The sequence below is a fragment of the Micromonospora sp. L32 genome (genome assembly GCF_052068055.1).
GTDB lineage: Bacteria > Actinomycetota > Actinomycetes > Mycobacteriales > Micromonosporaceae > Micromonospora > Micromonospora purpureochromogenes.
Genome location: NZ_JBQHDD010000009.1, coordinates 224,797 through 239,526 on the forward strand (window position 1 = coordinate 224,797; position 14,730 = coordinate 239,526).

The following is a 14,730-nucleotide window of genomic DNA, read 5'->3' on the forward strand; positions in this document are numbered from 1 at the left end:
CGATTGAACGGCAGCCGTACGACACGAAATCGACCGGCGTGGCCGGCCACTCCGTCATACGCCTGGTGGATCGCCTTTTCAACGAGGCCGGGAGAGTGTGGTGGTACTCGGGGAATCAGCCGGAAACCGTCGGGGCCAAATCCCCAAATGGTGTCGCGAGGGTGCGCACCCACTCGGCGAGGGCGCGCTGGCCGGTGATGTGGTCGAGGCCGACGATGGCGGCGCCGCGCAGCGAACCCTCGTCCCCGTGTGCGGCGTCCACGACGGACGGTGGGCGGGCGCGGTGCAGCGTCATCAGACCGTCGGTGTAGGCGGTGTCGAAGGCTTCGGCGGCGGCGTGCCGCAGGGCGGCGCCGAGTCCGCCGAGCGTGATCAGGTCGGGGTCGTGGATGTTGGCCAGACCCGCGATGCCGCTGCCGAGGGAGGTCGCGACGGCCCGGACCGCCCGCCGGGCGCGGGGGTCCACAGGGCAACGGTCGAGGACCTGCCCGGCGTAGCGCCGCGGGTCGGCGGGTGGGGATTCGCCGAGGTGGCGGGCCAGGCCACGGCCGTCGACGTCGAGGTCCCAGCAGCCGCGGGCGCCACAGGGGCAGCGCTGTTCCCGGTCGCCGAAGGGCAGGTGGCCGTACTCGCCGGCGGCGCCGTGCGCGCCCGTCACCGGCACCCCGGCGATGGTGAGCGTGCCGCCGATGCCGACCCCCACGATCAGGTGCAGGGCGGTGCCGGCCGCGACGGCGGCGCCGGTGCGGGCCTCGGCGACGCCGGCGAGGGTCGCGTCGTTGCCGAGCAGCAGCGGCAGGTCCGTGCCGGCGGTGATGGTGGTGAGATCGACCGAGCGCCAGCCGAGGGTGGCGGCCTGTACGAGGTGGCCGTCATGGATGGTGCCGGCGACCGCCAGCGATACCGCGCGAAGCCGCCCGCCGTACCGCTTCCGGGCCGCCTCGACGCTGTGCCGTACGGCGGCCAGCACGGCGGCCGGTTCGCGGGTGCGGTGGGAACGGTGCCGCACCTCGTGCAGCTGCCCGTCGATGGTCGCGACGGCGTGTCGCCAGTCCTCCTGCCGCAGGTCGACGGCGAGTACCACCGGCCCCTCGGGATGCGGTCGCAGGACGGTCGTGGGCCGGCCCCGCCCCCGTACCGGCGCGGGTGTCTCGGTGAGCAGGCGCAGGTCCCGCAGCCGGGCGGTGATCTCGGTGGCAAAACCGCTGGTCAGCTGCAACTCGGCGGCCATGGCGGCACGGGTGATGCCCGGACGCCGGTGCAGCGTGGCCAGCACCTGCGACGCGGTGAGCCAGCGCGCCGTCTCGGCGCGGTGCCGGGAAGGACTTGCCATGAGCGGGTCTCACCACCTTATCCTCGCCGTGCGAGTATATTACGGGAGGTGAGCATGGACGTGTCGTCGGTCGGTGCGGTGCTGTTGGACATGGACGGCACTCTGGTGGACTCCGACGCCGCGGTGGAGCGGGCGTGGCGGGTGTGGGCGGCAGAGTACGACGTCGACCCGGAGGCGGTGCTGGCAATCGCGCATGGCAGTCCCGCCGACCGCACGGTGCGGCGACTGCTGCCGGGCCTGGACGACGCCGCGGTGGCCGCGGCAGCGGACTGGCAGCTGGCGTTGCAGTACGACGACCTGTCCGACGTGACCGCCACCCGTGGTGCGCCGGCGCTGCTGGAGACGCTGGCGCGGCTCGGGCTGCCGTGGGCGGTGGTGACCAGCGCCGACAGCCGGCTGGCGAAGGCCCGGCTCGGCGCGGCGGGAATCGACGCACCGGTGCTGGTCACGGTCGAGGACGTCACGGTGGGAAAGCCGGACCCGCAGGGCTACCTGCGCGCCGCCGAGCTGCTCGACGTCCCGCCGGCGCGGTGCCTGGTCGTGGAGGATGCCGACGTCGGCCTGCGGGCCGGACGGGCCGCCGGCGCGATGACCGCCGCGCTGAAGGGGCTGGACGGCGACCTTCGCCTCGATGACCTGGGCCAACTGGCGGAGCTGCTGGCCGGAGCGGGTCCGCGTCCGTAGTGGCGTGGCGGTTGGGCTGCGCCAGGCCTTCCAGCGGGCACCGGCGTCGCGGCGGCGTCACGAGGGAAGCCAGCGGTCCAGGTAGGCCGTCAACCCCGCCAGGTCCGTGCCGCCCGACCGGTAGCCGACGTGGCCGTCGGGGCGGACCAGGTACGCAGCGCTGGCGCCGGGGGCGAGGCCGAGCCGGCGCAGCGCGCGGGCGGCGGGGACCGCTCCCCCGGTGGTATCGGATTCGGTTAGCCGGTGCACGGTGAGCCGGCCGGGGTACCGCTGCGCCGGTCCGGCCGTCTCGCCCGTCGACCAGGCGGCCGGTGGCCCGCAGAGCAGCAGATGCCACCCGGGCGCCGCGGTGAGCCGGTGCAGCGTGCCACCGTCGACGCCGGGAACCGGCGCGTCGGGTAGCCGGTCCCCGGCCCGGGGGCCCTTGCGCGGCGGGCGAGGGCCGTCGGTGGACAGCGGGCTCCGCCGGTAACCGATGCCCAGCTGCGACACCGTGCGGAAGGCGGTGGCCCGCACGAACCGGGGGGCGAGCACGGCGGGGATCAGCGCGGGGGCGAGGCGGCCACGGACGAAGCGGACGACCGGGTTGGTGGAGGTGGCCGCGGTGAAGGCCCGGTCGGTGAAGCGCAGCACCATCCGGCCGACCGGCGCCCGCTCGGCCTGGTAGGTGTCCAGCAGGCTCGGGTCGGCGCCGCCGCGCAGTGCGTGGGCGAGTTTCCAACCGAGGTTGACCGCGTCCTGGATGCCGGTGTTCATGCCCTGCGCGCCGGCCGGGCTGTGGATGTGCGCCGCGTCGCCGGCCAGGAAGACCCGTCCGGAGCGGTAGCGGGTGGCGGCGCGGTGGTGCAACCGGAAGTTGGTCATCCAGACCGGGTCGTGCAGCCGCACCGTCGCGCCGGTGTAGGTGTCGGCGAGCACCTGCACCTCGTCGAGGGTGACCGGCGACTCGGGCGGAGGCGCGTCGGCGGGTGGACGCATCACCAGCAGCCGCCAGCTGGCCGGGTGCCGCAGCGGGAAGAGGAACAACGTCCCCCGTCCGGAGACGAACGCGTGCGCCGCGCCGCCGGCGACGCCGTCGGCCTCCAGGTCGGCCAGGACGAACGTCTGCGGGTACGCGCCACCCTCGAATCCGATCCCGGCGAGGTGACGCACGGTGCTGTGCGCGCCGTCGCAGCCCACCACGTACCGTGCCGAGACCGGTTCCTCGCGGCCGTCGGCGTGCCGCAGGGTCGCCGCCACGCCGTCCCCGGTCTGGTTCATCCCCACCAGCTCGACGCCCCGCTCGACGGCGAGCCCGGCCGCCGCCAGGTGCTCGCCCAGGATGCGCTCGGTCTCCGCCTGGGACAGGAACAGCAGATGGGGGTACGCCGTGTCCCCCAGGCCCAGGTCGAACAGCGGCACCGCCCGCACCCGGCCGTGGGCGTGCAGGCACAGCCGGACCGCGGGGTTGCCGCCGGCCAGCAGCTCGTCCGTCACCCCTGAGCCGGCGAGGACCTCCAGGGTGCGCGGTTGAATCGCCAACGCCCGCGACTCGTGGGCCCGGTCGACCGCGCGGTCGACCACGCGGGCCCGCACCCCGAAGGCGGCCAGTTGCGCCGCCATGGCCAGCCCGGTGGGCCCGGCCCCGACCACGAGCACGTCGACGGCGGTCACGGGACGACGACCCGTCGGCGGCCGACGATCACTGCCACGCCTCGCTCCGATCTCGGGCGCATAGGGCGCCGGTCGGGAACATCACTTCACAGAATAAAAACTTGCAGGCTCCGCAAGTTTCCTCGTAGCGTCGCCGGAGTGACCGTAACCGAACAGGCCGCCGGCGGGCGCCGGGACCGCAAGAAGCGGCTGACGCGGGCAGCGCTGACCGCCGCCGCGCTGCGGCTGGTCGCCGAACGCGGCCTGGAGCACGTGACGGTGGAGGAGATCAGCGAGGCGGCGGACGTCTCCTCGCGCACCTTCTTCAACTACTTCACCTCCAAGGACGAGGCGCTCATCGCCGACCTGGCGGTCGACCGCGACCGCGTCGTGGCCCGGCTGGTCGCCGCCGCGCCGGAGGTGCCGGCGCTGCGGACCGTCCGGCTCGCCCTCGACGAGGCGATCGACACGATGGAGTCCGAGCGCGAGCTGTGGCGGCTGCGCCTGGCGGTCATCGCCCAGAATCCCGCGCTGCTGCCCCGCCTGATGGCCGGCAACATCGAGACCGAGCGGGCCATGATCCAAGCGATCGCCGCGCGCCTCGGTGTCGATCCCGACCACGGCCACCCGGCGCTGGTCACCGCGGTGGCCGGCGCCGCCTTCCGCACCGCGATGCTGCGCTGGGCCGCCGACACCGACGGCCGGCCACTGCGCGACTTCGTCGACGAGGCGTTCGCCGCGGTCGTCGCCGGCCTGCCGGATCCGTCGCCCACCTCCTGACCCACCAGTCCCCCGCCCCGGCGCATCCGTTCCGGGGCCAGCCAATCCGGATCCACCCCGAAAGGGAGCGTCAATGACCGCAACCGCCCCGCCCGCCGACCCGGCCGAGGTCGTCGGCACGCGCATGTCGCGTCGGGAGGTTCTCCAGGCCCTCTCCGGCCTGATGGTGGGCATGTTCGTGTCCATCCTCGCCTCCACGGTGGTGGCGAACGCGCTGCCGCGGATCATCGCCGATCTGCAGGGCAGCCAGACCGTCTACACCTGGATCGTCACCAGCGAACTGCTCGCCATGACGGCGACCGTGCCACTGTGGGGCAAGATGGCCGACCTGTACAGCAAGAAGCTGCTGATCCAGCTCTCGCTGGGGCTGTTCGTGGTGGGTTCGCTGATCGCGGGCTTCACGCCGAACGTGGAGGTGCTGCTGGTCAGCCGGGTCGTGCAGGGCATCGGCGCCGGTGGCATGACGGCGCTGGCCACGATCGTCATGGCGGCGATGATCCCGCCGCGTGAGCTGGGCCGCTACGCCGGCATCTTCGGCGCGGTCTTCGGTGTCGGCACCATCGCCGGTCCGCTGATCGGCGGCCTCCTCGTCGACACGTCGTGGCTGGGCTGGCGGTGGTGCTTCCTGATCGGGGTGCCGTTCTCCATCCTGTCCATCGTCCTGCTGCAGCGCACCCTGCACCTGCCCGTCGTCCGCCGCACGGTGAAGATCGACTGGTTGGGCGCGGTGCTGATCACCTCGGGCGTCTCCACGCTGCTGATCTGGTCTTCGCTGGCGGGCAACAAGTTCGCCTGGACCTCGGGCTGGACGGCTGCGATGGTCACCGGCGGTGTGGTCCTGCTGGCGCTGGCGGTCCTCGTCGAGTCGCGGGCGGCGGAGCCGATCGTCCCGCTGGACATCTTCCGCAACCGCACGGTCTCGCTGGCCACCGTCGCCAGCGTGCTGGTCGGCGTCGCGATGTTCGGCGGCACCGTCTTCCTGTCCCAGTACTTCCAGATCTCGCTGGGCAAGTCGCCGACCGTCGCGGGCCTGATGAGCCTCCCGATGATCTTCGGTCTGCTCGTCTCGTCCACGATCGCCGGCCAGCTCATCACGAAGTTCGGCCGGTGGAAGGCCTACCTGGTGGCCGGCGCGGCGGTGATGACCGTCGGGATGCTGCTCCTGGGCACCATCGACGCCCGCACCAGCGTGGTCGTCCTGTCGATCTACATGGCCGTGCTGGGCATCGGCGTCGGCATGCTCATGCAGAACCTCGTGCTCGCCGCGCAGAACGACGTGCCGGCCCACGAGCTCGGCGCCGCCACCTCCGTGCTGACCTTCTTCCGCAGCATGGGCGGGGCCATCGGGGTCAGCGCGCTCGGCGCCGTCCTGGCCAACCGGGTGACCTCGCTGATGACCGAGAAGCTCGGCCCGGCCGCGGCGACCGGCGGCGGCTCCGCGGAGGTGCCCGACCTGTCCACCCTGCCCGAGCCGGTGCTGCGCATCGTGCAGGACGTGTACGGCATCGCCACCGCCGACCTGTTCCTGGTCGGCGCGCCCATCGCGGCGCTCGCGCTGGTCGTCGTGCTGTTCATCAAGGAGAAGCCGCTGCACACCCTCAGCGGCGACGAGCGCCGCGCCCAGGAGGAGGCGGCCGCGCAGGTGCCGGTGCACTGAGCGGTACCACGGTGACGGGGGCGGGCCGGTCGACCCGCCCCCGTTCCATGTCCGCCGGCGGTCCGGCCGCCCATCGGTGCCGGCCGGCCTCCGCACTGGTCACGCGGTATTCGCGAGTTCAAACTCCGCTGTTGTCACGACTTCGGGGTGGGAAACTCACCGCCGATCGATGACTCATCGCACTTCGCACGCCTCTCGGCCGTCCGCAGGATGGACCTCAACCGACCAGGCGGCGGAGGCAGGCGACATGGATGAACGGTACGACTCGTACTGCGCGGTCGATCCGCTCTTCTACGACTCGTTGGCCAGCGCGAGCACCGTGGTCGCCGGCTACGCGACGGACCGCCCGGTGCCGGACGGCTGGGAGTGCGAGGTCAAGGACGACTGGCTGATCCACGGCCCGGTCGACGGCTCGCTCCCCCAGCAGGGTTGGAAGATCCACGTGTCGGCCCGGTTGGACAACGCCGAACGGGTGCTGACCCGGGTGATGGACTACTGCCAGCCGCGCGGCATCCCGTTCAAGCACCTGCGCGGGCCGCGGATGCTGCTCATGCGCAACAGCAAGTACGCCCGCCGTGCCGCCAGCGGCAAGTTCATCACGGTCTACCCCCGCGACGACGCCGAGCTGGAGCTGACCGCCAAGGAACTGGCGGCGCTGCTCGACGGCGAGCAGGGGCCGTACATCCTCAGCGACCTGCGCTACGGCGACGGCCCGGTCTACCTGCGCTACGGCGGCTTCGCCGCCCGGTACTGCCTCTCCCCGGACGGGCAGGTGGTGCCGGCCATCGAGGACGCGAGCGGCAGCCTGGTGCCGGACCGCCGCGACCCGGTCTTCCACGTGCCGGAGTGGGTCACCCTGCCCGACTTCCTCGCCCCGCACCTGGCCGCCCGCAACGCGGCGAGCACCACCGAGCTGCCGTACCGGATCGAGAAGGTGATCCACTTCTCCAACGGCGGCGGCCTGTACGAGGCGCGGGACACCCGCACCGGGGACCGGGTCGTGTTGAAGGAGGCCCGGCCGTACGCGGGACTGGACGCCACCGGCGCGGACGCGGTGACCCGGCTACGGCGGGAGGCCGAGGTGCTGCGGCAGCTCACGGACGTGCCGCACCTGGTGCGGGTGCACGACGAGTTCAGCTTCGGCGGGCACGAGTTCCTGGCCCTGGCGTTCGTCGAGGGCCGCCCGCTCAACCAGCTCGTGGTGGAGCGCTACCCGCTGGTCCACCCCGACGCCGACCGGGCCGCGTACACCGGCTGGGCGTTGGACGTGCACCGGCAGGTGACCGAGGCGGTGGACGCCATCCACGCCCACGGGATCGTCTACGGCGACCTGCACATGTTCAACATCATGGTCGGCGACGACGGGACCGCCACGCTGGTCGACTTCGAGGTCGCCGCGCCCGCCGACGCGACGGGCCGGCCGGCGCTGCGCAACCAGGCCTTCGCCGCCCCGCGCGACCGCACCGGCTTCGACGTCGACCGCTACGCCCTGGCCTGCCTGCGGCTGGCGCTCTTCCTGCCGCTGACGGCCATGCTGCGGCTCGCCCCGGAGAAGGCGGCGCACCTGGCCGACGTGGTGGCCGAGAACTTCCCCGTGCCCCGGGACCTGCTCGACGAGACGGTCGCCGTGATCATCGGCGGCCGGGCCGAGGCGCCGGACGGCCACGCCGGGACGCCGGACGAACGCGTCGCGGTGCCGGCGGGCACCAGTGGCGCCGTCCGGATCGACCCGGACGACTGGCCGGGACTGCGCGACCGCCTCGCCGCCGCGATCGTCGCCAGCGCCACCCCGCACCGCGACGACCGGCTCTTCCCCGGCGACATCCGGCAGTTCGCGGGCAGCGACGGCGGGCTGAACCTCGCCCACGGTGCGGCCGGGGTGCTCTGGGCGTTGCACACGAGCGGCGCGCCCACCGAAGCGGAGCACGAGCGGTGGCTGATCGACCGGGTACGCGAACCCGCCTCCGGCAGCCGGCTCGGCTTCTACGACGGGCTGCACGGCATCGCGTACGTGCTGGACCGGCTCGGGCACCGCGACGGGGCGCTGCGGCTGCTGGACCTCTGCCTGGACCAGCCGTGGACGGACCTGGGCAACGACCTGATGGGCGGCCTCTCGGGCGTCGCGCTGAACCTGACCCACTTCGCCGGGGTCACCGGCGAGCGGCGGTACGCCGACGCCGCCCGGCAGGCGGTCGACCTGGTCGTCGAGCGGCTGGGCGACGTCGACTCGGTGGCCGAGGTCAGCGGCGGCCGGCACCCGTACGCGGGACTGACCCGCGGCGGGGCCGGGGTGGCGCTGATGCTGCTGCGCAGGTACGAGCTCGACCACGACCCGGTGCTGCTCGACCACGCCGCCACCGCGCTGCGCCAGGACCTGCGCCGATGCGTGCAGCGCGACGCCGGCCACCTGGAGGTCAACGAGGGCTGGCGGACCATGCCGTACCTCGCCGAGGGCAGTGTCGGCATCGGCCTGGTGCTCGACCAGTACCTGCGCCACCGCCCGGACCAGCGGTTCGAGACCGCGGCGGCGGCGATCCGGCGCTGCGCCGACTCCCCGTTCTACGCCCAGTCCGGCCTCTTCGCCGGCCGGGCGGGGATCGTCACCTACCTGGCCGGGCGGGGCGAGTACGACCCGGCACGGCAGCAAGCCCGGTTGCTGAGCTGGCACGCCCTGCCGTACCGGGGGCTGACCGCCTTCCCCGGCGACCAGTTGCTGCGGCTCTCCATGGACCTGGCCACCGGCACCGCCGGCGTGCTCACCGCCCTCGCGGCGACCCGCCCGGCGGCGGCCACCCGGCTGCCGTTCCTGACGCCGTTGCCCGAGGCGAGGCCGCCGTCGGAGGCGGGGCCGCTGCCGGCCGCGACGCCGGCGGGATCGGCCGGCTGACCGGCCACCGAAGCTCCCCGGGTCACCCCGGGGCCGACCGACCCGACTCATGTGGAAGGAGGTGCAACGACATGGCCCTGCTCGACCTCCAGGGGATGGAACTGCCGGCCGCCGAGCGTACCGGTGGCGGCAGCCGCGCCAGCCTGCTGCTCTGCGGCGACAGCTCGCTGAGCGTCACCACCTGCAACTGAGGTGGCGGTCGTCGACCCGACGACCACCCGAGAAGCCCAACTCCGCACCACGAGAGAAAGAGGAACCGACATGGCTCTGCTCGACCTCCAGGGAATGGAACTGCCGGCCGCCGAGCGCACCGGTGGCGGCAGCCAGGCCAGCCTGCTGCTCTGTGGCGACAGCTCGCTGAGCGTCACCACCTGCCACTGACGATCAGTTCGCCTGGCCCCGGGCCGGTTCACGCCGGTCCGGGGCCGCGGCGTGAAAGAGGTGTGATGACCCCGGCCGACCGGCTCCTGCTGCGCGCCGTCGGGTCCGCCGGCTGGTGGACCCCGGTGCTGGCCGTGGTCGCGGTGGTCGGCGTGGCGGCCGAGCTGGCGCTGCCCGCGACCCTGGGCCGCGCCGTCGACGCCGCCGTCGGTACGGCGCCGGGCGCCTCGTCCGGCCACTGGCTCGCCGCGGTGGTCGGGCTGATCGCCGTGCTGGTCGCCACCGACGCGGTACGGGACTACGGCACGGGCGCGGCCACCGCCCGTTCGGTGGCCGGGCTGCGGCACACGCTGGCCCGACACGTCTTCGCCCTCGATCCACGGATCGCGGCCCGCCGTCCGGTGGGCGACCTGGTGGGCCGGCTGGTGGGCCAGGTGGCCGACGCCGGGCAGGCCGCCCCGACCGTCGTACTGGCCGGCACGGTGCTGCTGCCGCCGCTGGGCAGTCTGGTGGCGCTCACCCTGATCGACCCGTGGCTCGGCCTCACCTTCGTGGTGGGGCTCCTGCTGCTCGGCGTGCTGCTGCGCAACTTCGTCGCCGACGCCTCGACCGCGGTCGCCGGCTACCAGCAGGCCCAGGGGGAACTCGCCGGCCGGATGGTGGAGGCGCTCGCCGGGGCGCGGACCATCGCCGCCGCCGGCACCGCCGAACGGGAGGTCGCGCGGGTGCTGACGCCGGTCGCCGCGCTGCGCGCGCACGGCGCGCGGACGTGGACCGTGCTGGCCGGCGCGGCGACCCGCGGCGCGGTGGTCAACCCGCTGCTGCAACTGGCCGTCGTCGCCGTCGGCGGGCTGTCGCTGGCCGCCGGGCGGATGACCCCCGGCGAGCTGCTGGCCGCCCTCCAGTACGCGGCGCTCGGCGCCGGCCTGGGCACCGTGGTCGGCGCCCTGAACAAGGCGGTCCGGGTCCGGGCCGGCTGCCGGCGCGCGGCCGACGTGCTGGGCGAGCCGGTCCGCCGGTACGGCACCCGGACGCTGCCCCCCGGACCGGGCGAGCTGGAGCTGCGGGAGGTGAGCGTGCGGGGCGACGACGGGCGTCCGCTGCTCGACCGGGTCGACCTGCGGGTCCCCGGCGGGACGCTGCTCGTCGTCGTCGGGCCGTCCGGGGCGGGCAAGTCGTTGCTCGCCGCCGTCGCCGGACGGCTGCGCGACCCGGACTCCGGTGAGGTACGCCTGGACGGCGTGCCGCTGCCCGAGCTGGCCCCGGCGGCGCTGCACGCGGCGGTGGGTTACGGGTTCGAGCGGCCGGTGCTGGTCGGTGACACGGTCGGCGAGGCGGTCGGGTGCGGTGCCGACCCGGTGCCGGTGAGCAGGGCGGCGGCCATCCACGACTTCGTCGAGCGGCTGCCCGAGCGGTACCGCACGCCGCTGGCCGAGGTCGCCATGTCGGGCGGGGAACGGCAGCGGCTCGGGCTGGCCCGCGCGCTGCGCGCCGGACGGCTGCTGGTCCTCGACGACGCCACGTCCAGCCTGGACACCGTCACCGAGTACCGGGTGACCCGGACGCTGACCGGGCCGGGCGACCGGCGTACCCGGATGGTGGTCAGCCACCGGGTCGGCATGGCCGCGCGGGCGGACCTGGTGGCCTGGGTGGACGGTGGGCGGCTCCGCGCGGTCGGCCCGCACCGGGTGCTGTGGGACGACCCGGACTACCAGGCGGTGTTCCGGGCGTGAGCACGGTCGGCGAGGTGACCCGGGCGGCGCTGCGGGCGCGCCGCGCCGAGCTGTGCCGGTTGGCGGGCTGGTCGGTGGCCGAGGCGTTGCCGGCGGGGCTGGCCGGACTGCTCACCGCACGGGCCGTCGACGACGGCTTCCTGGCCGGGCGCCCGGCGACCGGGCTGCTCTGGTTGGGCCTGCTCGCGGCCGCCGTGCTCATCGGCGCGGTCGGCACCAACCGGGCGTACGCGCTGCTCGGGGACGTGGTGGAGCCGTTCCGCGACGACCTGCTGCGCCGGGTGGTCGCCGGCGCGCTGGAAGGGGCGACGGGTGGTCGCGGCGACGACGCGGCGGTGGCCCGGCTGACCCACCAGGTGGAGATGGTGCGGGACACCTACGCGGGCCTGTTGATGGTGGTGCGCGGCTTCCTGTTCGCCGCCGGCGCCGCCGTCGTCGGCCTGTTCTCCCTGTCAGCGCCGGTCGCGTTGCTGGTGACGGTGCCGGTGCTGGCCGGCCTGGGGCTGTTCGCGGCGGCCCTGCCGGCGATGATCGCCCGGCAACGGCAGTACGTGCTGGCCGACGAGCGGCTGGGCCGGGTCGCGGTCACCGCCGTGGCCGGCCACCGCGACGTCACGGTGAGCGGCGCGCGGGACCGGACCACCCGGTGGGTCGGCGGGTACGTCGACGACCAGGCGCGGGTGGAGCGACGGTTGGCCACCATGGCCGCGACCCGGGGGTTGACCCTGGCCGTGGGCGGGTGGGTGCCCGTGCCGGTGGTGCTCCTGGCCACCCCGTGGCTGGTCCGGCAGGGGCTCGGGCCGGGCGCGGTGCTCGGCGCCCTGGTCTACGTCGTGCGTGGCGTGCAACCCGCCCTGCACACCCTCGTCCAGGGCGTGGCCGCCGGCGGGCTGCGCTTCGCCGTCACCCTCGACCGGCTGCTGCGCGGGGACGTCCCGGTACGCACCCCGGCGCCGGCCACCGCCCGGGTCCCGCGGCAGACCGCGCCGGCGCTGTCCCTGCGCGGGGTGACCTTCCGGTACGGCCCGCAGGCCGACCCGGTGCTCGACGGACTCGACCTCGACGTGCCGGCCGGGGACCACCTGGTGATCGTGGGCGCGAGCGGGATCGGCAAGTCCACCCTGGCCGGGCTGATGGCCGGGGTGCTGTCGCCGCAGGCCGGCACGGTGCGCGTCGGTGGGGTGCCGGTGGCCGGCGCCACGCCGGCGGAACTGGCCGACCGGCGTGTCCTGATCCCGCAGGAGGCGTACGTCTTCACCGGCACCGTCCGGGAGAACCTGACGTACCTCCGGCCCGACCTGCCGGATCCGGCGATCACCCGGGCGGCGACCCGGCTGGGGCTGACCGGGTTGGTGGACCGCCTCGGCGGCTACGACGCGACGCTGCGCCCGGCGGACCTCTCCGCCGGGGAACGTCAGCAGCTGGCCCTGCTGCGGGCCTGGCTCTCCCCCGCGCCCCTGATGATCCTCGACGAGGCGACCTGCCACCTGGACCCGGCGACCGAGGCGCGGCTGGAGGAGGCCTTCGCCGACCGGCCCGGCACGCTGGTGGTGATCGCGCACCGGGTCAGCTCGGCGCTGCGCGCCCGCCGGGTGCTGCTGCTCGACGGGCGGGCCGCGCTGCTCGACAGCCACCGGGGCCTGCTGCACCGCTCGGCCGCGTACCGGGAACTGGTCGGCTACGGGGAGGCGGACCTGCTCAGATCCAGCCCGACTCCCGGGCGATCCGCACCGCTTCCAGCCGGGTACGCGCGCCGGTCTTCGCCATGATCCGGGACAGGTGGTTGCGCACCGTCCCGGCGGACAGGACCAGGCGCTCCGCGATGTCCCGCACCGGATGGCCCTCGGCCACCACGTCGAGCACCTCCCGCTCGCGCGGGGTCAACGGGCTGTCGGCGACCGCCAGCGCCGCGACCACCAGGTCGGGGTCGAGCACGATCTGACCGTCGGCGAGCCGCCGGACCCCCTCGACGATCCGCCCGGGGGCCACGTCGTGGCTGAGGAAGCCGATCCGTCGACAGTGTTCGGCGAGTACCGGACCGAGCCGGGCGGCGCGGCGCTGCTGGACCAGGACCAGCAGCCGCCCGGGCGGGCCGCCGTCCGGACGGCCGGCGGGCCGTTCGGACGCCAGATCGCCGAGTTGGTCCGCCGTGACCAGGTCGCCGTCGACGACGGCGACGTCGGGACGCTCGGCTCGCAGGGCGGACCGCAGCTCGTCCGGCGTGTCCGCCTCGCCGACGACGTCGATGTCGTCCTCGGCGTCGAGCAGCTGGGCGAGCGCGCCGCGGACGAGCGCACCCTTGAGCGCGAGCAGAGTGCGGACCATGCAGACTCCCCGTCATCAACCCCCGTTGTTGACGTCACGTGCGCGAACGATGACGCACGGTCAGGAATCCTATTGAAATCGGCTCCGGCGCGACACCCCGGTCCGCGTGTCAGATCCAGCCGGCGTCCTGGGCGCGCTGGATCGCGTCCCACCGGCTCCGCCCGCCCGTCTTGCGCAACAGGGTCGACACGTGGTTCCGGACGGTGCCCGGGGCCAGGTGGAGCCGGGCGGCGATCTCCTTCGTGCGCAGTCCCCGGGCGGCGGCAGCAGCGACCTCCCGTTCCCGCTCGCTGAGCGGGTTCACCGCCGCGTCGAGCGCGGCCAGCGCGGTCAACGGATCGATCATCAGCTGCCCGTCGGCGATCGCGCGGAGCTGGTCGATCAGCTCCTCCGGCGGCACGTCCTTGGCGATGACCCCGCGCACCCGGGCACCGAGCGCCCGGCGCAGCACCCGCGCGGTGCGCCGGGCGGTCAGCACGACCACGGCACATTCCGGCATCCGAGCGTGCAGGCGTCCGGTCAGGGCCGACGGATCGCGCACCGCGTCGAGGTCGACCAGGGCGAGGTCGGGCCGCGTGGCGGCGACCGCCTCCGCGACGCCCTCGGCCGGGTCGCACTCCCCCGCCACCTCGAAACCGGGTGCGCCGGCCAGGACCGCGGCCACGGCGGTACGCAGCAGCCCCGGCTCCCCGACCACCACGACCCGGACCGTCGCCCGCTCCCTGACGTCCGCCGGCCGGGCCGGCCTGGGCAGTGTCTCGTCCAGTACGTCGTCCACCGGGTCACTGTGCCCCCGGGGCCACCCACCCATGCGTCCTTCCCGGATCGCGGCGGACTGGCGTCCGCCCAGGCGATGCAGGCGGGGCGGAACCCGCGCCTACGTGCCGATCCGGCGTGGTTCGAGCCGGGTGGCCGCCGGCCCGGTGAACTGCCAGAACTCCTTCGGCAGTTGGGCGACGAAGTCCCCGTACTCCTTCTCGCTGACCGCCGCACGCAGCGTGTCCAGCACCGCGCGCGCACCATCGGTCGCCGTCTGAAGATTTACCGCAGCCCGTGCCTGGATCCGCTCGAAGAATTCGGCGAGCCCGAACGGTACGGAACCTTCGTCGGCTGCGGACAGGTGGACCCGCAGCTCCTGGGGAAGCTGCGCGGCGAGGTCCCGGGCCTGGCCACCACTGATCCGTTCCGCCAACGCCTCCAGCGTGGCACGGGTGACGGGCTCGGCCTGCGACGGCAACACCCCAGGTCGTGACGCCACCGCCTGGATGAACTCCGCGTGGTTCACCTCGGACCTCCTCTCGCACCGGACCGTGCGGGT

General features: G+C 74.4%; 13 protein-coding genes. 8 read left to right on the plus strand and 5 right to left on the minus strand.

Translation table 11 applies throughout. The features are described from left to right. Window positions 1-115: 115 nt before the first annotated feature. Window positions 116-1,333 (minus strand): ROK family transcriptional regulator, encoded by a 1,218-nt coding sequence (locus ACTMTB_RS24370; RefSeq protein WP_441148549.1) that lies wholly within the window; start codon window positions 1,331-1,333, stop codon window positions 116-118. Window positions 1,334-1,387: 54 nt separating this feature from the next. On the opposite strand from ACTMTB_RS24370, the gene ACTMTB_RS24375 reads away from it, so the two are divergent. Continuing rightward, entirely contained in the window at window positions 1,388-2,017 is a 630-nt protein-coding gene (locus ACTMTB_RS24375) for an HAD-IA family hydrolase (protein ID WP_210774707.1), read from the plus strand. 57 nt (window positions 2,018-2,074) lie between these two features. On the opposite strand, the gene ACTMTB_RS24380 is transcribed toward ACTMTB_RS24375, so the two are convergent. Then, window positions 2,075-3,670: an FAD-dependent monooxygenase gene (locus ACTMTB_RS24380; RefSeq protein WP_441148550.1), complete on the minus strand. Its 1,596-nt coding sequence runs from the start codon at window positions 3,668-3,670 to the stop codon at window positions 2,075-2,077. A 138-nt stretch (window positions 3,671-3,808) separates the two neighbouring features. On the opposite strand from ACTMTB_RS24380, the gene ACTMTB_RS24385 reads away from it, so the two are divergent. The 7 genes from ACTMTB_RS24385 to ACTMTB_RS24415 all read left to right on the plus strand — a co-directional run bounded on the left by ACTMTB_RS24385 (window position 3,809) and on the right by ACTMTB_RS24415 (window position 12,856). Beyond that, entirely contained in the window at window positions 3,809-4,429 is a 621-nt protein-coding gene (locus ACTMTB_RS24385; protein WP_441148551.1) for an acyl-CoA-like ligand-binding transcription factor, read from the plus strand. A gap of 73 nt (window positions 4,430-4,502) precedes the next feature. Next, the gene (locus ACTMTB_RS24390) at window positions 4,503-6,086 is read left to right on the plus strand and encodes an MDR family MFS transporter (protein WP_441148552.1); all 1,584 of its coding nucleotides are present in this window, start codon (window positions 4,503-4,505) and stop codon (window positions 6,084-6,086) included. A gap of 247 nt (window positions 6,087-6,333) precedes the next feature. After that, window positions 6,334-8,973: a class III lanthionine synthetase LanKC gene (gene lanKC / locus ACTMTB_RS24395; protein ID WP_441148553.1), complete on the plus strand. Its 2,640-nt coding sequence runs from the start codon at window positions 6,334-6,336 to the stop codon at window positions 8,971-8,973. Window positions 8,974-9,044: 71 nt separating this feature from the next. Continuing rightward, window positions 9,045-9,164 carry a SapB/AmfS family lanthipeptide gene (locus tag ACTMTB_RS24400; RefSeq protein ID WP_088647629.1) on the plus strand — a complete coding sequence of 40 codons (120 nt, stop codon included), beginning with the start codon at window positions 9,045-9,047 and terminating at the stop codon, window positions 9,162-9,164. A gap of 70 nt (window positions 9,165-9,234) precedes the next feature. After that, window positions 9,235-9,354 (plus strand): SapB/AmfS family lanthipeptide, encoded by a 120-nt coding sequence (locus tag ACTMTB_RS24405; protein ID WP_091302793.1) that lies wholly within the window; start codon window positions 9,235-9,237, stop codon window positions 9,352-9,354. A 65-nt stretch (window positions 9,355-9,419) separates the two neighbouring features. After that, on the plus strand, window positions 9,420-11,087 hold the full coding sequence (locus ACTMTB_RS24410) for an ABC transporter ATP-binding protein (protein WP_441148554.1): 1,668 nt from the start codon (window positions 9,420-9,422) through the stop codon (window positions 11,085-11,087). After that, a complete protein-coding gene (locus ACTMTB_RS24415) occupies window positions 11,084-12,856 on the plus strand; it encodes an ATP-binding cassette domain-containing protein (RefSeq protein WP_441148555.1) in 1,773 nt (590 codons plus the stop codon). Before ACTMTB_RS24410 ends, ACTMTB_RS24415 begins: the two co-directional genes overlap by 4 nt. Here ACTMTB_RS24415 and ACTMTB_RS24420 read toward each other — a convergent pair. The 3 genes from ACTMTB_RS24420 to ACTMTB_RS24430 form a co-directional block, all read right to left on the minus strand. Continuing rightward, on the minus strand, window positions 12,786-13,412 hold the full coding sequence (locus tag ACTMTB_RS24420; RefSeq protein WP_441148556.1) for a response regulator transcription factor: 627 nt from the start codon (window positions 13,410-13,412) through the stop codon (window positions 12,786-12,788). The genes ACTMTB_RS24415 and ACTMTB_RS24420 overlap by 71 nt on opposite strands. Window positions 13,413-13,521: 109 nt before the next feature. After that, window positions 13,522-14,190 carry a LuxR C-terminal-related transcriptional regulator gene (locus ACTMTB_RS24425; protein WP_441148557.1) on the minus strand — a complete coding sequence of 223 codons (669 nt, stop codon included), beginning with the start codon at window positions 14,188-14,190 and terminating at the stop codon, window positions 13,522-13,524. Window positions 14,191-14,289: 99 nt separating this feature from the next. Beyond that, window positions 14,290-14,697 (minus strand): DUF2267 domain-containing protein, encoded by a 408-nt coding sequence (locus ACTMTB_RS24430; RefSeq protein ID WP_441148558.1) that lies wholly within the window; start codon window positions 14,695-14,697, stop codon window positions 14,290-14,292. Window positions 14,698-14,730: the final 33 nt, after the last annotated feature.